We start from the raw sequence: 17015 nt of genomic DNA, 5'->3' as shown, positions 1-17015 counted from the left end.
GTCAGCGTCCGTTCCGGGTCGGAGCGGGGGTCCCGGGGGCGTCCGGGCCCTCGGGGGCCGGCGCGGGGGCGCCGGCGTCCTCGGGGTGCGCGCCGTAGAAGCGCAGGAACAGCTCCTCCAGGGTGGGCGGCGCGACGGTCAGCGATCGGACGCCGGCGCGTTCGAGCGCGCCGAGGACGGCGTCGAACGCGTCGACCCGGAGGCGGACCCGGTGCCCGTCGACCTCGACCGAGGAGACGCCCGGGAGGCCGGCGAGGTCCGGGGGGACCGTCGCGAGGGTCGCCGTGACGGAGGTCGCCGTCAGGTGCCGCAGTTCGGCGAGGGTGCCGGACTCGACGATCCGCCCGGAGCGGATGATGCTGACCCGGTCGCACAGCTCCTCGACCTCGGACAGCACGTGGCTGGACAGCAGCACCGACCGCCCCTCCCGGCGGGCCTCGGCGACCGACTCCTTGAACACGGCCTCCATCAGCGGGTCCAGGCCCGACGTCGGCTCGTCCAGGATGAGGAGTTCGGCGTCGGCCGCCAGGGCGGCGATCAGGCCGACCTTCTGCCGGTTGCCCTTGGAGTAGGTGCGGGCCTTCTTGCGCGGGTCCAGTTCGAACCGCTCGATCAGCGCGTCGCGGCGGCGGGGGTCGAACCCGCCCCGGAAGCGGCCGAGGACGTCGATGATCTCGCCGCCGGTCAGGTTCGGCCACAGCGCGACGTCGCCGGGCACGTAGGCCAGGTGCCGGTGCAGCTCGGCGGCGCGGTGCCAGGGGTCGTACCCGAGGACGTCGGCGCGGCCGCCGTCGGCCTTCAGCAGTCCGAGGAGGACCCGGATCGTGGTCGACTTGCCCGCCCCATTGGGCCCGAGGAAGCCGTGCACCTCGCCGCGGCGGACCCGCAGGTCCAGCCCGTCGAGGGCCTGCGTGCGCCCGAAGGACTTCCGGAGTCCCGATATCGAGATAACGTTGCTCACCGGCACAACGTACACCTAGTTCATGAATTTCGTGAAAGTTGGAAATCATGTCGACGGACGAGGAGATCGCCGCCTTCATCGAGCGGTACGCCGAGGCGCTCACCCAGTCGGGGTGGCCGCGCATGATGTCGCGCGTGTTCTCCTGCCTCATGGCGTCGGAGGACGGCCGCCGCACCGCGGCGGAGCTGTCCGAACTGCTCCACGTCGGCGCGCCGGCGATCTCCGGCGGGGTCAAGGCGCTCCTCCAGTCCGGCCTGGTGGTCCGCGAGCGCGAGCCCGGCGAGCGGCGCGACCACTACCGGGTGCGCGAGGACGTCTGGTTCCGGGCCGTCACCGGCAACGACGCCAACCTCGCCCGCTGGCAGGAGGCGTCGGAGGAGGGCGCCCGGCTCCTCGGCCCGGACACCGAGGCCGGCGCGCGTTTCGACGAGACCCGCCGCTTCTTCGCCTTCCTCCGCGCCGAACTCCCGCGCCTCATGGAGAGGTGGCACGAGTCCCAGGGGCGGTGACCACCAAGAACCGTGGCCCCCGGGGACGGCCGGAGGGCGGGATGCTGGTCGCCTCCCCTCACCGGGGGTCTTCCGTCGGCGCCTCCCTCAGTGGGGGAGCGGCCGCCGCGTGTCGCTCTCCGCCGCCCGGGGCCGGGTGGCGGGCAGGGTGACCGTGATCGCGGTCGGGCCGCCCGGAGGGCTCGTGACGGAGAGGACGCCGTCGAGGGCGGCGACGCGGCGCGCGATGCCCGACAGGCCGGTCCCGGCCGGATCGGCGCCGCCCGCGCCGTCGTCGGTCACCTGGACGGTGAGCCCGTCCGGGGACTCCGCCAGGTCGACCGTGATGCGCTCGGCGCCGGAGTGCTTCACCGCGTTGGTCACGGCCTCGCGCACGGCGAAGTAGACCGCCGTCTCCGTGCTGCGGCCGGGCCGCCGCGACAACCCGTATTCGACCGCCACCGGTACCGGGCACCGTTCGGCGAGCCCGGCCAGGGCGGCCCGCAGGCCCAACTCGTCCAGGGTCGCGGGGTAGACGCGCCACGCCACCTCGCGCAGCTCGTCCAGCGCCAGCCGCGACTCGTCGTGGGCGTCGCGCAGCAGCCGGGCGCTGCGCTCGGGGTCGGAGCCGCGCCGCGCCCGGCCCAGCAGCATGGCCAGCGCCACCAGGCGCTGCTGGACCCCGTCGTGCAGATCGCGTTCGATGCGGCGCCGCTCCTCGTCGACCGCCTCGACCACGCCGGCGCGGCTCTCGGTCAGTTCGGCGACCCGCTGCTCCAGCAGGTCCTGCCGGCTCGGTCCCAGCACCCAGCGGGCCAGCGCCCGCTCCACGCCCACCAGCCCGACCGTGCCCTGCACCCCGACGTAGACGAGCATCAGGCCGACGGGGACGATCGCCACGTCGTTGCCGTCCAGCGCCTCCAGCGGCGACACGGCCAGGTACCCGCCGACCAGCGGCACCGCCAGCACCATCGCGCCCAGCAGGCCCACCGGCGCGCGGGCGGCGACGTAGCCGAACGCGCGCAGCGGCGTCGACCGGGTCGCGGTCTCCACCCCGTAGCAGGCCGCCATGCGGGCGCGCTCCACGGCCGCGAGACGCAGCGCCGCGCCCCCGGCGGCGCGCCCCGCCGCCCGCCGCACCGGGCGCAGCACCAGCAGCGGGGCCGCCACCAGCGCGGCCGCGCACGCCGCGACCAGGGCCGCCGCGGGCAGCGCCGTCACCGCGCCCAGCACCGCGCCGACCACCGCCCGCGCGACCCGCGCGACGGGCCCGATCGCTCCGCTCCGCCCCGACGTCCCCGCTCGCATGCGCCCCGCTCCCGTCCCGCGTCCGTCCGGCCCCGTGCCGACCCCGTGAGGTTACGCGCAGCGGAGAGCGGACACACTGCGGTACACACCACCATCGCCCTGAGGCCGAGCGCGCGTCGGCGGCGACCGGCCCGATGTCCCCAGCAGCCGCCGCTCTCGGAGAGGCCCGGACGGCTTCGAGGCCTCGGCGGCCGTCCGGGCCGACCGGTCCCGCCACCGCCACCGCCGGAAGGGACGCGCCCCCACCGATCGACGCCCTCACCACCGCTCGGACGCCCCATGACGGCACCACCGGTGGGGCGGCCTCGCTGGCGGAGGCACGGGGCGGACGGCCGGACTCCGCACCGCCCGGCCCGGGACGAGCCTGACCGGTGCGATCGCCGTGGACCACGGCGCGCGGCGGGCCGCCGCGCCGGGGCGGCTCAGTCGGCGCGGAGCGCGTGGAGCCGGTGGCGGAGCGCCTCGCGCGCCGCCTCGGGGGTGAACCGGCCGAAGAGCAGCTGCACGTTCAACCCGTCCGTGAGGGCGATCAGCGCGTCCGCCTCGCGCTCGGGGTCGACGTCGCTCCGCACGTCGCCGGAGTCGCGGGCCGTGCGCACGAGCAGGGCGACGAGTTCGGCCAACCGGTCGTACTGGCGGCGCTGGAGCCCGGCCGACCTCGGGTCGACGGCGGCCTGGGCGGCGAACGCGAGCCAGACCCGCGCCTCGGCCGTGCTGGGGCCGTCGAGCGGGACGATGCCCGCGAGGGTGTGCTCCAGCATCGTCATGGCCGAACCGGGGTCGGCGGAGGCGGCGATCCCCTCCTCGATCCGGTCGGTGACGCGCTGGTTCATGTGCTCCAGGACGAAGGCCATCATCTCCTCCTTGGTGGAGAAGCACCGCTGGACGGCGCCCATGGAGACACCCGCGCGGGCCGCCGCGTCGCGCAGGGTCGCACCCTCCAGACCGCGCTCGGCGACGAGGTCGAAGACCGCGCGCGCGATCCGGAGCCGCCGGCCTTCGTGGTCCACCTGTCGAGGCATGCCCAGAGCTTATCCGATGCGCTTGCATCGAAACGTTGCTACGATCCGATGCAAGCGCATCGAAACGGTCGGTGCAGTGGACACGGAGGTGGACCGGTGACGCGGAACAGCGGGGGCGGCGACGGCTGGCAGGGGGCGCGGTGGGTGCTCGGGGCGGTGCTGGCCGTCCAGGGCTTCGGGTCGTACGCCACGGAGGCGCTGGCGGACACGAGCTTCGGCGTGGCCGGGCTGCTGCGCGCGGCGGGGCTGCCGATCTGGACCGACCTCGTCGTCGGCGCGGCCGGAGCGGTGCTCCTGGCCTGGGCGGCCGCCCGGAGCCGGGCGAACCGGCGCGGAGCACGGGTCTGAGGGCGAGGACGCGGAGGCTCGCGGCCCGGGCGCGATACGCCGACCGACCGCGCGGCGTGGGCGGTCGGCGCGCCGGCGGCGTCCGGGCCCCGGGGCCAGGTCGTGTTCCGAGATCGATCCGGGTTCGCGGCCACGCCCCTGCTGTGCGGACTCCGCGGCTTCGCGCAGCGGGGGCCCGAACGACGCTCACGGCGCCGATCGGCCCGACCGGTCGGGCCAGGGGGGAACTCGCGGGTCGGCCGGCGAACGCGGCTGAGGGCCCCCGCTGCGCCGGCCCGCCGAGCAGGCGCGGTAGGGGCGGCAGGGGCGAGGCCGCCCGCTGATCCGGAAGCGGCTGAGGACCCTTACCCGGCGGGGCGGCGCGGGACGTCGACGGCGATCTCGCCGCCGAGGCGGGCGCCGCCGAGCAGGTCGAGGTCGTCGCCGCTCCAGAAGCGGCCCGGGTCGTACCAGTTGGGGCGGCGGCCGGTGGGCAGCAGCCCCATCGCCTCGTAGGTCAGGGCTACGACCTCGGCGCAGTACGCCGACTCCAGCCCGCCGCCGGTGCGGCGGCGCCGGGGGAGCGGGGACCGCCCGCGCAGCCAGCGGCCAGCGAGCTGGGCGGTCGACGGGAACGGGGTGCCGTCGAGCCGCGCGATCGTCCGCAGCACCGCGTCCTCGGCCTCGCGCGTGACCTCCGTGTCGAGCTGGCGGAGCCACCCCCGCTGCCCGTAGCGCTCCGCCCACACGGTGACGGCGTCGCGGAGGTCGTGGAGCTGCACGCCGCGGTGGTGGTTGCCCGACCACATGTCGCGCAGGGAGCGGCCCAGTTCGGCGTGCCACATCAAGGGCGGCAGGTCCTCGATGACGACGGACATGCCGACGTGGTTGACCGGGCTGTTCGTCGTCACTTGGATGGCGCGGTCCGGCACCGAGCGGCCGCGGAAGACCCAGATGTCGCCCGTCCGGGTGAGGTCGAGCGCCTCGTCGAGGCTGATGCGCTTTTCGGTCACCCCAGTAGCCTAGGCACATGCGTTGGTGGAAGGTAATCGGTCTGGCCGGGTTCGCGGGGGTCGTCGCGACGGGGGTGGTGGTCGCCCGCGCCGAACGGCGGCGGCGCGCCTACACCCCGGAGGAGATCCGCGACCGGCTCCGCGCCCGCCTCGCCGAGGCCGAAGGCGCGTCCGGCGAGGGCACGTCCGCCGCGACGGCACCCCCACCCGCCCGACCGTCCAAGAGCTGATCCCGCCCGGCGCCCGCTCCGGCCGGCCGGGCCGTCTCGGCGTCCCCGGACGGCCCGGCCACCGCCGGTGCGCCGGTGCCCGGTGGGACTCGGCGCCGTAGGGGGCGCTCCCGCGTTCCCGGTCACCTCTGCGGGCTCGGTGCCCGGGTTCTCCCGGCGGGGCTGGGCGCTGCGGCCGCAGCCTCGGCTCCGGCCGTCGTCCTCGGCGGCTGAGTGGTCCCGTCGGTCATCGGCCTCGGCATCGGCGTGGCCCCGTTGGTCGCCGCCTCCGGCATCACCCCGTTCGGTGGCGTCGGCGGCCCCCCGTCCGTTGGCGTGGGCGACTGCTCGGCCGTTCCGTGGGCCGACGCGTCGGCCGGCGTGCCGACCGCCGCGCCGGCCGGTGCCGGTGTCGTCGGCCTCGGCCGGCCGGCGCGGTGGTGGCGCCACCACCGGTGCGCCGAGGACGCGACGACCAGCATCGCCCCCGCCACCACGAGAGCGGGACCGCCGGCCTCGTTGTGGCCGACGGCCACCACCAGCAGGTGTGCGGCCCCCGCCGCCAGCAGCAGCGTCCCGATCTCCAGGACCTCCCGTCCGAAGAATCCGCCTCGCTCCTCGTGACCGTCCGACACGTAGCCCTCCGTGTGTCCGTCCATGCCCTCACGGTGCCCGCCGAAGGTTGCCCCCCGTCACCGCCCTATGACGTCCCGGTAACGGACCGCGATCGCTCCCGTGATCCCGGTCACCCTCCGTGTCCGCCTTGCTCGGTCGCCGCACGCCGCCGGCCTTCGCGTGGCCGCCGCCCAGGTGTCGGCGGGCCCCGCGCGCCCGACACCGGGCCTGCGGCGGCCTCCGATCCCGGGAGCCCCGGCCCCGATCCCATCCCCTCCGCATCCGCCCGCCGGCATCCGGGCAGAGCGCTACTCCAGTGGGGTGGCCGGAACCGGCCCGTGGCGTGATGCCGCTGCGGCCGCTGCGCCATGACGCCCCCGGCGGGACGCTCTCCACCGAGAACGCCGCCTCCTCGTCTCCCTCGAAGACCCACCGCCCCTCAGCGCCTCCGGACCCCCGGACGCCACGTGCGTTCCCTCATCCCGGGGCGGACCCGGAGGGGGCCACCGATTGCGCCCGAGGAGGCGCCACCGGGCGAAGGTGTGGACGCGGCGTGCGGGCGACCGCCGGGCCGAGCGCGCGGTCGCCGGGGCGGTCACCGGGGAGGTGGGCGGGGTGGGGGACACGCCGTTCGGGGGGCTGGTGTCTGCGGGGCGGGACCTCGGGCAGTCTTGGAGCGTGAAATCTGGAGAATCCGGTTCGTCCCCCGCCGGGCACCGCGTGCTGGAGGAGATCCGTCCGACGGCGCGCCGACCGCTCGACCTGCTGCTCGGCGTCGTCGGGGTGCTCGCCGTCGTCGGAGTGCTGCTGATCGTGCGGGTCGCCTCCGGCGAGACCGAGCCCGGCGCCCCGGAGGAGCTGCGCGCGCTGCTGCCCGAGTCGCTGCTGGTGCTCGTGGCCGGCGTCGCCAACATCACCGTGATGGTGCTCATCGGCGTCACGGCGGTCGAACGGCTGCTGCGCGGCGAGTTCCGGCAGATCACCCGCGCCTTGGTGGCGGGGGCGGCCGCCTACGCGCTGACCGGGGCCGTCAACGCCGCCGTGGTCGCGGTATCGGGCCCCGGCGGCCCCCCGGCGGTGCTCGCCGCCTCCGAGGCGCACAGCGTCTTCACCAACCCGCTGCACGCCTACCTCGCCGCCGCCGTCGCCTACCTCGGCGGGCCGCTGGGCCACCTCGCGCGCGTGCGCGCCGCGATGTGGGCCGGGGTGGCCCTGACGTCGGCGGCGGCGGTCCTCGCCGGGGTGACCACCCCGCTGTCGCTGCTGCTGACCGTGGTCGTCGGCTGGACGTGCGCCTCCCTCGCCGGGTACGCCGTGGGGTTGGCCCGCCCGGTCCCCGCAACCGACCGGCTCGTGCGCGAGCTGCGCCGGTTCGGCCTCGACCCGCTCTCCCTCACCCCCGACGGCACCGACTCCGAGGGCAACCAGCGCTTCGCCGTCCTCACCGTGGACCGCCGCCTCGACGTCGTCCTGATGCGGGCCGACGACACCCGCGGCCTGTGGAAGCGGCTCCTGGGCGTACTCCTGCTGCGCGACCCGGTCGCCCCGCCCATCCTGCTCGGCCTGCACCGCCGCCTGGAGCACGCGGCGCTGATGGCGTTCGCCGCCCGCTCCGCCGGGGCGGCCGCCCCGCGCGTGGTGGCGATCGGCGAACTCGGCCTCGGCACGGTCGCCCTCGTCCTGGAGCACGTGCGCCTCACCCTGCTCGACGACACCGCCGACGACGACCTCACCGACGCCGCCCTCGACGGCGTCTGGGCGGAGCTGGCCCTGCTGCACCGCCACCGCATCGTGCACGGCAACCTCAACGGCGACACCGTCGGCTGGCGGCTGTGCGGGCGGGTGGCGTTCGCCGGCCTGTCCGGCGGCGGGGTGGCCGCGGTCGCGCTCAAGGCGTCGCTGGACCAGGCGTCGCTCCTGGCGGTCCTCGCGCTGCGCGTCGGGGAGCGGCGCGCGGTCGACTCCGCTGTGCGGGTCCTGGGGGTGGAGACGGTCGCCGGGGTCCTGCCCTTCCTGCAGAAGGCCGGCATGCCGTTCGGCCTGCGCCGGCGGCTGCGGGCCCACGACGGCGACGTCCTCGGCGGCCTGCGCTCCCGCATCACCGAGATCGCCCCCGAGGCGCCGGCCCGCCCCGCCCGGCTGGAGCGCATGCGGCCCCGGACGGTGGTCAGCGTCGTGGCGGCCACCGCCGTCGGGGTCGCGCTGGCGTACCAGCTCACCGGGGTCGACTTCAGCACCATCGCGGAGGCCGACCTGGGCTGGGCCTCGGCCGCGTTCGCCGCGTCGCTGGTGTGCATGCTGGCCGCGGCCCTGGCGCTGATGGGGTTCGTACCGATCCGGCTCGACCTGGGGAAGACGATCCTCGTGCAGTACGCCGGCTCCTACATCCGCATCGCCGCCCCCGCCGGGCTCGGGTCGCTGGCGATCAACACCCGCTTCGTCACGCGCATGGGCGCCAGCCCCGGTGTGGCGATCTCCGCGGTGGGCCTGTCGCAGGTGGTCGGCCTGATCACGCACCTGCCGCTGCTGCTGGTCTGCGCCTACCTGACCGGGACCGCCTACCTGGCGGACTTCTCGCCGTCGAACACCTTCGTCGCCGTGACCGCGCTGCTTTCGGTGGCGATCGCGGTCGTCGTGCTCCACCCCCGGCTGCGGCACGCGGTGACCGACCGGGTGCGGCCCTACTTCCAGGGCACGGTCCCGCAGATGCTCGACCTGCTCCAGCACCCCCGCCGCCTCGCCATGGGCGTCGGCGGCACCCTGCTGCTGACGGCCGGGTTCGTGATGTGCCTGTACTTCTGCATCGAGGCGTTCGGCGGCAGCGCGGGCCTGGCGGCGGTGGCGGTGGTCTTCCTGGCCGGCAACGCGATCGGCTCGGCCGCGCCCACCCCCGGCGGGATCGGCGCGGTGGAGGCGGCGCTCCTCGGCGGGCTGACCGCCGTGGCGGGCGTCCCCGCCGCCGTGGGCCTGCCCGCGGTCCTGCTCTACCGCCTGTTCACGTTCTGGCTGCCGGTGCTGCCCGGGTGGGGCGCCTTCCACCTGCTGCAGCGGTGGAAGGCGATCTGAGCGGGCGCCGGGCCGCCGCCTACGATGGCCGGGCACGGGCAGGGCGGTACGAGGAAGGGCGGGGTCCATGGCGGCGGTCGTCACCGCGGTGGCCAGGAGCGGCACCCACGACTTCGGCAAGGCGGTCGAACCCGGGATACGGCTGCTGACCGGGCTCGGCGTCGACGGCGACGCCCACCTGGGGGTGACGGTGCGGCACCGCTCCCGCGTGGCGCGCGACCCCGACCAGCCCAACCTGCGGCAGGTGCACCTCATCCACGCCGAACTGCACGATGAACTGGCCGCCGCCGGCTTCACGGTCGGGCCGGGCGACCTGGGGGAGAACGTCACGACCCGCGGGGTCGACCTGCTCGGCCTGCCGACCGGCGCCCTGCTGCGCCTGGGTGGCACCGCGGTCGTGGAGGTGACGGGGCTGCGCAACCCCTGCCTGCAGATCGACGGGTTCGCGCGCGGCCTGCTCGCCGCCGTGCTCGACCGCGACGCCGACGGCGCCGTGGTGCGCAAGGCGGGTGTCATGGGGGTGGTCCGGGCGGGCGGCGTGGTGCGCGCCGGCGACCTCGTCCGGATCGAACGGCCCGAGGGGCTTCACACCCCGCTCCGCCCGGTGTGAGGCGGTGCCCGGCGGAACCGCCCCCGGAGCCGCCGCCGACCGCCGGCCACGTCGGTTCCGCACCGCGTGGGCGGCCCGCCGCCGCCCGTTGCCGGAGGCACCCTCCGCCGATCGTCGGCCCCGTTACCGCGCGCCGACGGCCGCCCCGCTCCATCAGGGCGGCCGTCGGCGCGCTCGGTCCCGTCCGGACCGCGGTGAGAGGGGGCGACCCGGACGGGACGGCCCGGCGGTGGTGGCCGGGCGGGGAGGGCGGACCGCTCGCGCGGCGGACGCCGGTGGTGCCGGCCGTGGGCCGGACCGGCGCCGCGCGGGGCCGCCGTGGTGGTCTGCGGGCCGCCCGGTGGGGCGGCCCCGTGGTCAGGCGGCGCCGTAGCGGCGGCGGAACCGCTCGACGCGCCCGGCGGAGTCGACGACCCGGCCGCGCCCGGTGAAGAACGGGTGGCTGGCGGTGGAGACGTCGACGTCGACGACGGGATAGGTGGCGCCGTCCTCCCACATGACGGCGGCGCCGTCGGGGGCGGTGGCGGTGGAGCGGGTGAGGAAGGCGAGCCCGCCGGCGCGGTCGCGGAAGACCACGGGCCGGTAGGCGGGGTGGATGCCCTGCTGCAAGGGTGCCTCCTGGGCGGGACGGGGTGTCAGCGCTCCTCGCGGAAGTCCACGTGGCGGCCGACGACGGGGTCGTACTTGCGCAGCACCAGCCGGTCGGGGGTGCTGCGCCGGTTCTTCCGGGTGACGTAGGTGTATCCGGTGTCCGCGGTGGAGCGGAGCCGGACCACGGGTCGCAGGTCGTTGCGTGCCATGCGGCGCCTCCGGGGTCGTGGTCGAGGGAACGCGTTCGTTCCGCCCCGTACAATGCGATGATAACCGTTTTCATTCCCTGGCGACGACCGTTCCGCGCGAAGGACCGCACGGCCGCCCCGCGCCCGCGTCCGGACCCCCTCGCGGGCCGATGCGCCGGGGCGGAGACCGGGGGTCGGTGGCGGTGTTCGGTACCCGGCGGCCGCCGAAAGGCGTGGCCCCGGTCGCGTTGCGGCAGCCGAGACGCGCCCGCGCCGTTCAGGCGTCGCCCCTTCGGTGCGCGGGCGGCGCCGGGGCGCCGGGTATGCCGGATCGACGGGCGGACGTCCCGTGCCGGCGCGGGCGTGGCCCTTCCACCTCGACCGGCGGTTCGCCGGCCTCGGCGCCCTCGGCGCGCACCGGACCACCAGCGGGCGCTGCTCTTCGGGAACGGCGCCCGTGGGGGGTGAGGCTCGCCCAGCGGTCCGCCCGTATCGGCGCGGCGGCCCCCATCCGGGGCCGCCCTCCCGGTTCCCCGAACCGCGCCCGGCGGACTCGGCCGGGAAATGCGCGGTTCCGCTGCCGGACGGCGCGCGACTCCCTACAGTGGATATCCACCGAGGACAGCGACCGTGAACGGGTGGCCCCATGGCGCAGAAGGTGCAGATCCTCCTCGTCGACGATCTCGACGGCGGCCGGGCCGACGAGAGCGTCGCGTTCGCGCTCGACGGCACCGCGTACGAGATCGACCTCAGCGCCGACAACGCCAAGCGGCTCCGCGAGTTCCTGGCGCCCTTCGTCGACGGCGCCCGCCGGGCCACGGCCGCCGAGGGCGCCGACCGGCGTCCGCCGTCCCCCGGGCAGGGCCGGTCGGCCATCGACCGCGAGAAGGCGGCGCGCATCCGGGCGTGGGCGAGGTCGGTCGGCAGGGGCGTCAGCGACCGGGGGCGCATCCCGGCCGCCATCGTCGCGGAGTACGAGAGCCACCACTAGGACCCGCCGCCGACCCCGCCGCAGGCGCGGACCCGGGGCGGGCGGTCGCCACGTTGCGCGTGGGCCCACGGCCGGGCGGTCGGCCGCTCACTCCGGCCGGGTTCCCGGTCGCGCGGGTCCGGTGGGTCGGCCGTCATGCGGACCCGGGCGTGCGGCAGACGTCGCCGTCACAGCCACCGCCGCCGCCATCGGCGAAGCCGACGCCGGCGTCGGCACCGGTCCACGCGTCGTGCAGCAGGCGGGTGATGGTGTCGGGCGGCTGCGCCCCCGCGACACCGCGGACGCCGTTGAACACGAACGTGGGGACCCCCGTGACCCCGAGCGAGCGGGCGCGCCGCTCGTCGGAGCGGACCGTGTCGGCGTGACCGTCGCCGTAGAGCAGTGCGCGGGCGTCGGCGGGGTCCATGCCCGCCTCGGCGGCGAGCGCGGTCAGCGTCGCGTGGTCGGAGACCACCGCCCCCTCTCCCATGTAGGCGGCCATGACCCGCTCGCGCACCTGTTCACCGACACCGAGTTCGTCGGCACGGTGGAGCAGGCGGTGCGCGTCGAAGGAGTTGGCCGGGCGGGCCAGGTCCAACCGATAGGTCAGGCCGATATCGGCGGCGAGCGCGGTGACGTCGGCCCCGATCCGCTCGGCCCGGTCACGGCTGACCTCCTGGTCCCGCTGGATGCGCTGGGTGAGTGGGATGTCGGGTTCGCGGGGTGCGTCGGGCTGCAGTTCGAAGCTGCGCCAGCGCACCCGGACGGCGTCGCGGTGCGGGAAGTCCGCGAGGGCGAGGTCGAAGCGTCGCTTGCCGATGTAGCACCAGGGGCAGACCACGTCGGACCAGATGTCCACGGTGATGGGTTCCATGCGCTCACTATAAGTTGTGAGCTAACTGATAGTAAGTACGTACCTCAAGGTAGGCTCTGCCCATGGATGAAAGCCTCCAGGCCGCGGCCGGTGCTCGGCACCGCCGGAGTGACGTATTCGACACCGACTGCCCGGCCCGCTCCATCCTCACCCACGTGGCGAGCCGGTGGGGGGTGCTCGTGCTGTGCGCGCTCGCCGACGGCCCCCAGCGGTTCCACGTGCTGCGCGACCGCATCGGCGGCATCAGCGAGAAGATGCTGTCGCAGAACCTGCGGCTGCTCGTCCGCGACGGCCTGGTGGACCGGGAGGTCGCGCCGACCTCGCCCCCGCAGGTCACCTACGCGCTGACCCCCATCGGCACCGAGCTGGCCGAGCACCTGCGCGGCATCGTCGCCTGGATCGTGGCCCGTTCCCCCGACATCACCGCCGCCCAGGAACGCCACGACGCCACCCGCGCCTGACCCCCGCGCCTGACCCCCGCGCCTGGCTCCCGTACGGCCGGCACCGGGAGTCCGGCCGTCGTGCCCGGCCCTCGACCCCTTCACCGCCTCCGGGTCGACGGCCGCGTGCGACGGAGCGGGCGGTGCCGGGGGCGTTGGCGGGTGGGGAGGCGGGGGGCGGGTGACATCATGGCGAATGTGCCGTTACCCGCCGGGGGTGGTGGCCGGGAAGGCGGAGGGATGCCCAGGGACACGTTGGCCGAGGAGGCGTGGGAGGGGCTGGCCCGTGCGCAGATGACCCTGATGCGCCTGTTCCGGGAGGACTTCCGGCACACGGAGGTCTCCATGCGTGAATACGACGTCCTCTTCACCCTCTCCCGGTGCCCTCGGGGCACGCGCATGGGGGAGCTGGCCGACCACGTGCTGCTCACCCAGCCCGGCATCAGCCGGCTGGTCGACCGCATGGCCGACGACGGGCTCATCGAACGGGCCGGTGTCCCCGGTGACCGGCGCAGCACCGTCGTTCGGCTGACCGACCGCGGCCGCGAGGTGTTCTGGCGGGTGGGCCGCGAGCACGCCGCCGCCATCCAGCGCCGCGTGGGCGCGGTGCTCACCCCCGACGAACTGCGTGCGCTCCGCGCGATCACCACGAAGCTGTCGGCGGCCCAGGCCGCCGTGGCCGCGTCCGCCCCGGAGGCCCCGGCCGCCGGCTGAACGGCCTCCGCCCGTCGCGGGTCCCGCCCGCCGAGGCCTATGCGGCTCCCGAGCCCCGTCGGCAACGGGCTCCGCCGCCGCCATTACCCGCCCCCGCCCGCTGCGGGAGCCGCCGCTGCGGGTTCCGGCCGCCGGCTGTCTCGGGTTCCGGCCCGGCGGCTTACGGGCGCCGATGGCCCCGGGGGTGGTCCGCCGTCCGGTCCGGCTCATCGTCCGGCGGGTCGGCCGGCCGCGCTCATCGGTGGGTGCGGCCTGCCCTCCGTGCCCGGCGGCAGGCGGCCGCGCCCCCCCGCCCGGGGTGTGGCGGAGGGGCCGGCGGGGAAGGGGCGTCGTGGCGGGCTTCGGCGTCCGGCCGGGCGTGCGACCCCCGCCCGCCCCCCGTCCGCCCACCCGAGTTCAGTTGTGCGCAACTCGATTGTGCTAAATTGACATCGCATCGAGGAGGTGGCGCATGGCGACCGAACGGCGGGGAGGCGACCCGCTCTCCCTGGACGAGCAGCTCTGCTTCTCGCTGTACGCCGCGTCCCGCGCCATGACCGGGCTCTACCGCGAGCTTCTCGCCGACCTCGGCCTCACCTACCCGCAGTACCTCGCCATGCTCGTGCTGTGGGAGCGCGGCACCCTTCCCGTCAAGGACCTGGGCGCCGCGCTGCGGCTCGACTCGGGCACGCTCTCCCCGCTCCTGCGCCGGCTGGAGGCCGGCGGCCTGGTGCGGCGCGAGCGCGCCACCGACGACGAGCGCGTGGTCCGCATCGCCCTCACCGACGAGGGCGCCGCGCTGCGCGACCGCGCCACCGGGATCCCCTTCCGGGTGCTGTGCGCGACGGGCATCCCCGAGGACGAGGCCGGCGGGCTGCGCGACCTCCTCGACCGCATCACCGCGTCGGTCGGCGCCGCCGCCAGCAGCATGGCGGCGGACCGGTCGGCGGCCACCCGACCCGAGAGGGAGACATCGTGAACGTCCTGTACACCGCCGAGGCCACCGTCACCGGCGAGGGCCGCAAGGGCCGCGGCGCCACCTCCGACGGCCGCCTCGACGTCGAGCTGTCCGTCCCCAAGGGCGTCGGCGGCGACGACGGCCCGGGCACCAACCCCGAGCAGCTCTTCGCCGTCGGCTACGCCTCCTGCTTCCACGGCGCGCTGAAGAAGAGCGCCCGCGAGGCCAAGGTGAACATCGACGGTTCCACGGTCGACGCCAAGGTCAGCCTCGGCAAGGTCGACGACGGCATGTCCCTCGCCGTCGAGCTGCACGTCAACATCCCCGGTGTCTCCGAGGAGGAGGCCGGCAAGCTGGTCGAGGCCGCGCACTCGTTCTGCCCGTACTCCCGCGCCACGCGCGGCAACATCGAGGTCGCGCTGAGCACCTCCACCTCCTGACCCGGAGCGCGTACCCACCGCCGCCCCGGACGGTCCGGCCGTCCGGGGCGGCGGTGCGTCCGGCCGCCGGGAGGCGAGGGTCCCGAGGCGGCGCGGGCCGCGCGGCGGTCCCGCGTCAGGCCGCCGCGAGGCGGGCCGACAGCTCGCGCGCCGCCGCTGCCGCCGCCCGGTGCACGCTGATCATCGACGCCGACGGGCCGTACCCCACCAGGTGCACCCGCGGGTCGACGGCCGTCCGGGTGCCGACCATGCGCACGCCGCCGAGCGGGTCGCGCAGCCGCAGCGGCCCCAGGTGGCCCAGCACCGGGCGGAACCCCGTCGCCCACAGCAGCACGTCGGCGTCGGCGGACGTGCCGTCGTCCCACGCCACACCGGTCGGCGTGACGCGGGCGAACATCGGACGGGCGCGCAGGACGCCCCGCTCCTCGGCCGCCCGCACATCGGGGGTGACGGACAGCCCGGTGTAGCTGACGACGCTGCGCAGCGGCAGCCCCTGGGCGACCCGCTCGGCGACCGCGTCGGTCACGGCGACCAGGTCGGCCTCGGTCGGCCGCCCCCGGCGGAACTCTGGCGGCCGCCGGGTCACCCACACGGTCTCGGCGACCCGGGACAGCTCGGCCAGGATCTGCACGGCCGAGTGGCCGCCGCCCACGACCACCACCCGCCGCCCGGCGAACTCCTCGGGGGCGTGGTAGTCGGCGGCGTGCAGCTGGCGGCCGGCGAAGTCGGCGCGCCCCGGCACGGCGGGGACGAACGGCCGGTCCCAGGTGCCGGTGGCGTTGACGAGGGCGCGCGCCCGCCACGTGCCGGAGTCGGTCTCCACCAGCAGCGGGGTGTCGCGGCAGCCGCCGGGGCCGTCGTCGCGGACCCGGCGGACGAGCACCGGGCGCCGCACCCGCAGGTCCATCCGGCGCTCGTACTCGGCGAGGTAGGCGGCGACCTCCGGGCCGTCCGGCGGCTCGGCCGGATCGCGCGGCCACGGCAGGCCGGGCAGGCGGGTGTAGGCGGGCGGGGAGATCAGCCGCACCGACCGCCACACGTGCCGCCACGCCCCGCCGGGGGCGGCGCCCCGGTCGAGCACGACGAAACCGGAGTCCGGCTCCAGGCCGCGCCGCCGCAGGAAGTACGCCGTCGCCAACCCGGCCTGGCCGCCGCCGACCACCGCCACGCCGACGTCGCGCACCGCGCCGGCGGCGTCCCCGCTCACGGGACGGCCGGCGCGGCCGGTTCGGGGACGACCACGCCGGCCGGCCGGGTCCGCGATCGGCTCAGCGCCATCGCGGTGACCGACACCAGCACAACGGCCGCGCCGGTCCACTGCGACCAGGTCGGCTCGGCGCCGAGCACGGCGACGCCCACCAGCGCCGACACCAGCGGGAACGCGAGTTCGGCCAGGGTGGCCCGGCTGGCGGCGGTCCGGCTGAGCCCCCAGTAGTACAGCGACAGCGCGAGCAGGCCCGGCACCAGGGCCAGCGTGACGAGCAGCGGGATCTGCGCCGCCCCGATCGCCAGCGTCGACCCGGTCGCCAGGGTGATGCCGAGCGCGACGGGCAGCGCGATGGTGAACCGGACCGTGGTGACGTGCATGAACGACATCCGCGTCCCGGCGAGGCGGCCGAGGACGGTCCCCGCCGCCCACAGCGCGGCCGCGCCCACCGCGAGCAGCGCGGCGCGGGCGCTCGCCAGGTCGACGGCCAGCGGGTCGGGGAAGGCGAGGAGCCACGCCCCGGCCAGCGCCGGGACGGCGTACAGGGCGAACCGGGGGGTGAGCCGTTCGCCGAGCACGGCGACGGCCAGCACGATCGCGAACAGCGGCTGCAGCTTCTGCAGCACCTGCGGGGTGACCGGGTCGCCCGTGGTGAACGCCAGCGTGAACAGCGTGGTGGCCAGCGCGGAGGAGCCGCCGCCGACGACGGCCATCGCCGCGATCACCCGGGGCCCGGCGTCCGCCAGCGAGCGGAAGGCGGGGACGGCCCAGGGGAGCAGCAGCAGGGTGATGACGGCGTGCTCGTAGAACACGATGGTCGGTGCGGGCAGCACCGCCGACAGGGGTTCGCGCATCAGGGCGGAGGTCCCCCACAGTCCGGCGGCGGCCGCCACCGCCCACATCCGGTCCGCGGCACGCGTCTCGGCCACTCGTCACTTCCTCGGTCCTGGGATCGGCTCGGGCCCGCCGCGCGGGGAGGCCCCGGGGCGCGGGCGGGCGTCAAGTGGCAACAGCCGCGCCCACCCGCCGATTCCC

General features: G+C 76.3%; 20 protein-coding genes. 10 read left to right on the top strand and 10 right to left on the bottom strand.

Annotation, left to right across the window (positions count from 1 at the left end):
• Position 1: 1 nt before the first annotated feature.
• Positions 2-961, bottom strand: a complete 960-nt coding sequence (locus NT8_RS09625; RefSeq protein ID WP_067966554.1) for an ABC transporter ATP-binding protein — start codon at positions 959-961, stop codon at positions 2-4.
• Positions 962-1008: 47 nt separating this feature from the next.
• Here NT8_RS09625 and NT8_RS09620 point away from each other — a divergent pair, with 47 nt between their 5' ends.
• Positions 1009-1470: a GbsR/MarR family transcriptional regulator gene (locus NT8_RS09620; protein WP_067966481.1), complete on the top strand. Its 462-nt coding sequence runs from the start codon at positions 1009-1011 to the stop codon at positions 1468-1470.
• 87 nt (positions 1471-1557) lie between these two features.
• Here NT8_RS09620 and NT8_RS09615 read toward each other — a convergent pair whose 3' ends face one another.
• Positions 1558-2757 carry a sensor histidine kinase gene (locus NT8_RS09615; protein WP_067966478.1) on the bottom strand — a complete coding sequence of 400 codons (1200 nt, stop codon included), beginning with the start codon at positions 2755-2757 and terminating at the stop codon, positions 1558-1560.
• Between the two features lie 422 nt (positions 2758-3179).
• Positions 3180-3779, bottom strand: a complete 600-nt coding sequence (locus tag NT8_RS09610; RefSeq protein ID WP_067966475.1) for a TetR/AcrR family transcriptional regulator — start codon at positions 3777-3779, stop codon at positions 3180-3182.
• A gap of 96 nt (positions 3780-3875) precedes the next feature.
• Between NT8_RS09610 and NT8_RS09605 the strand changes: the two genes are divergently transcribed.
• A complete protein-coding gene (locus NT8_RS09605) occupies positions 3876-4127 on the top strand; it encodes a hypothetical protein (RefSeq protein ID WP_067966472.1) in 252 nt (83 codons plus the stop codon).
• A gap of 344 nt (positions 4128-4471) precedes the next feature.
• Here NT8_RS09605 and NT8_RS09600 read toward each other — a convergent pair whose 3' ends face one another.
• Complete coding sequence (locus NT8_RS09600; protein ID WP_067966470.1) at positions 4472-5119, bottom strand: hypothetical protein; 648 nt, start codon at positions 5117-5119, stop codon at positions 4472-4474.
• Positions 5120-5136: 17 nt separating this feature from the next.
• Between NT8_RS09600 and NT8_RS09595 the strand changes: the two genes are divergently transcribed.
• Positions 5137-5349, top strand: a complete 213-nt coding sequence (locus NT8_RS09595; RefSeq protein WP_067966467.1) for a hypothetical protein — start codon at positions 5137-5139, stop codon at positions 5347-5349.
• A 122-nt stretch (positions 5350-5471) separates the two neighbouring features.
• Here the strand turns inward: NT8_RS09595 and NT8_RS09590 are convergent, their stop codons facing one another.
• Positions 5472-5987, bottom strand: coding sequence for a hypothetical protein (locus NT8_RS09590; protein ID WP_067966465.1), 516 nt, complete (start codon positions 5985-5987; stop codon positions 5472-5474).
• A 634-nt stretch (positions 5988-6621) separates the two neighbouring features.
• Here NT8_RS09590 and NT8_RS09585 point away from each other — a divergent pair.
• Both NT8_RS09585 and NT8_RS09580 read left to right on the top strand, forming a co-directional pair.
• Positions 6622-9009 (top strand): lysylphosphatidylglycerol synthase transmembrane domain-containing protein, encoded by a 2388-nt coding sequence (locus tag NT8_RS09585; protein WP_369406292.1) that lies wholly within the window; start codon positions 6622-6624, stop codon positions 9007-9009.
• A 67-nt stretch (positions 9010-9076) separates the two neighbouring features.
• Positions 9077-9619, top strand: a complete 543-nt coding sequence (locus NT8_RS09580; protein WP_067966462.1) for an MOSC domain-containing protein — start codon at positions 9077-9079, stop codon at positions 9617-9619.
• Positions 9620-9976: 357 nt separating this feature from the next.
• Here NT8_RS09580 and NT8_RS09575 read toward each other — a convergent pair whose 3' ends face one another.
• Entirely contained in the window at positions 9977-10228 is a 252-nt protein-coding gene (locus NT8_RS09575; protein ID WP_067966459.1) for a type B 50S ribosomal protein L31, read from the bottom strand.
• A 26-nt stretch (positions 10229-10254) separates the two neighbouring features.
• Positions 10255-10419: a 50S ribosomal protein L33 gene (gene rpmG / locus NT8_RS09570; RefSeq protein WP_067966456.1), complete on the bottom strand. Its 165-nt coding sequence runs from the start codon at positions 10417-10419 to the stop codon at positions 10255-10257.
• A 625-nt stretch (positions 10420-11044) separates the two neighbouring features.
• On the opposite strand from rpmG, the gene NT8_RS09565 reads away from it, so the two are divergent.
• Positions 11045-11389: a histone-like nucleoid-structuring protein Lsr2 gene (locus tag NT8_RS09565; RefSeq protein WP_067966453.1), complete on the top strand. Its 345-nt coding sequence runs from the start codon at positions 11045-11047 to the stop codon at positions 11387-11389.
• A gap of 133 nt (positions 11390-11522) precedes the next feature.
• Here NT8_RS09565 and NT8_RS09560 read toward each other — a convergent pair whose 3' ends face one another.
• The gene (locus NT8_RS09560) at positions 11523-12242 is read right to left on the bottom strand and encodes a DsbA family oxidoreductase (protein WP_084468785.1); all 720 of its coding nucleotides are present in this window, start codon (positions 12240-12242) and stop codon (positions 11523-11525) included.
• Between the two features lie 62 nt (positions 12243-12304).
• Here NT8_RS09560 and NT8_RS09555 point away from each other — a divergent pair, with 62 nt between their 5' ends.
• The 4 genes from NT8_RS09555 to NT8_RS09540 all read left to right on the top strand — a co-directional run bounded on the left by NT8_RS09555 (position 12305) and on the right by NT8_RS09540 (position 14773).
• Positions 12305-12703 carry a winged helix-turn-helix transcriptional regulator gene (locus tag NT8_RS09555; RefSeq protein ID WP_067966452.1) on the top strand — a complete coding sequence of 133 codons (399 nt, stop codon included), beginning with the start codon at positions 12305-12307 and terminating at the stop codon, positions 12701-12703.
• A 219-nt stretch (positions 12704-12922) separates the two neighbouring features.
• Complete coding sequence (locus NT8_RS09550) at positions 12923-13396, top strand: MarR family winged helix-turn-helix transcriptional regulator (RefSeq protein ID WP_067966449.1); 474 nt, start codon at positions 12923-12925, stop codon at positions 13394-13396.
• 451 nt (positions 13397-13847) lie between these two features.
• Positions 13848-14354: a MarR family winged helix-turn-helix transcriptional regulator gene (locus tag NT8_RS09545; protein WP_067966439.1), complete on the top strand. Its 507-nt coding sequence runs from the start codon at positions 13848-13850 to the stop codon at positions 14352-14354.
• Positions 14351-14773, top strand: a complete 423-nt coding sequence (locus tag NT8_RS09540) for an organic hydroperoxide resistance protein (protein WP_067966437.1) — start codon at positions 14351-14353, stop codon at positions 14771-14773. The genes NT8_RS09545 and NT8_RS09540 overlap by 4 nt, the downstream gene beginning before the upstream one ends.
• Positions 14774-14888: 115 nt before the next feature.
• On the opposite strand, the gene NT8_RS09535 is transcribed toward NT8_RS09540, so the two are convergent.
• Both NT8_RS09535 and NT8_RS09530 read right to left on the bottom strand, forming a co-directional pair.
• The gene (locus NT8_RS09535; protein WP_245646103.1) at positions 14889-15980 is read right to left on the bottom strand and encodes an NAD(P)-binding domain-containing protein; all 1092 of its coding nucleotides are present in this window, start codon (positions 15978-15980) and stop codon (positions 14889-14891) included.
• The gene (locus NT8_RS09530) at positions 15977-16909 is read right to left on the bottom strand and encodes a DMT family transporter (protein ID WP_245646102.1); all 933 of its coding nucleotides are present in this window, start codon (positions 16907-16909) and stop codon (positions 15977-15979) included. The genes NT8_RS09535 and NT8_RS09530 overlap by 4 nt, the downstream gene beginning before the upstream one ends.
• Between the last annotated feature and the right edge of the window lie 106 nt (positions 16910-17015).

This window comes from Nocardiopsis trehalosi NBRC 14201 (assembly GCF_001552555.1).
Taxonomy (GTDB): domain Bacteria; phylum Actinomycetota; class Actinomycetes; order Streptosporangiales; family Streptosporangiaceae; genus Nocardiopsis_B; species Nocardiopsis_B trehalosi.
This window is presented reverse-complemented; position numbering and strand designations above follow the sequence as displayed.

Coding starts and splice junctions, on each gene's coding strand:
- NT8_RS09550 (WP_067966449.1), top strand. CDS start 12,923: ATGCCCAGGGACACGTTGGCCGAGGAGGCGTGGGAGGGGCTGGCCCGT.
- NT8_RS09595 (WP_067966467.1), top strand. CDS start 5,137: ATGCGTTGGTGGAAGGTAATCGGTCTGGCCGGGTTCGCGGGGGTCGTC.
- NT8_RS09580 (WP_067966462.1), top strand. CDS start 9,077: ATGGCGGCGGTCGTCACCGCGGTGGCCAGGAGCGGCACCCACGACTTC.
- NT8_RS09560 (WP_084468785.1), bottom strand. CDS start 12,242: ATGGAACCCATCACCGTGGACATCTGGTCCGACGTGGTCTGCCCCTGG.
- NT8_RS09620 (WP_067966481.1), top strand. CDS start 1,009: ATGTCGACGGACGAGGAGATCGCCGCCTTCATCGAGCGGTACGCCGAG.
- NT8_RS09545 (WP_067966439.1), top strand. CDS start 13,848: ATGGCGACCGAACGGCGGGGAGGCGACCCGCTCTCCCTGGACGAGCAG.
- NT8_RS09565 (WP_067966453.1), top strand. CDS start 11,045: ATGGCGCAGAAGGTGCAGATCCTCCTCGTCGACGATCTCGACGGCGGC.
- rpmG (WP_067966456.1), bottom strand. CDS start 10,419: ATGGCACGCAACGACCTGCGACCCGTGGTCCGGCTCCGCTCCACCGCG.
- NT8_RS09610 (WP_067966475.1), bottom strand. CDS start 3,779: ATGCCTCGACAGGTGGACCACGAAGGCCGGCGGCTCCGGATCGCGCGC.
- NT8_RS09615 (WP_067966478.1), bottom strand. CDS start 2,757: ATGCGAGCGGGGACGTCGGGGCGGAGCGGAGCGATCGGGCCCGTCGCG.
- NT8_RS09555 (WP_067966452.1), top strand. CDS start 12,305: ATGGATGAAAGCCTCCAGGCCGCGGCCGGTGCTCGGCACCGCCGGAGT.
- NT8_RS09590 (WP_067966465.1), bottom strand. CDS start 5,987: ATGGACGGACACACGGAGGGCTACGTGTCGGACGGTCACGAGGAGCGA.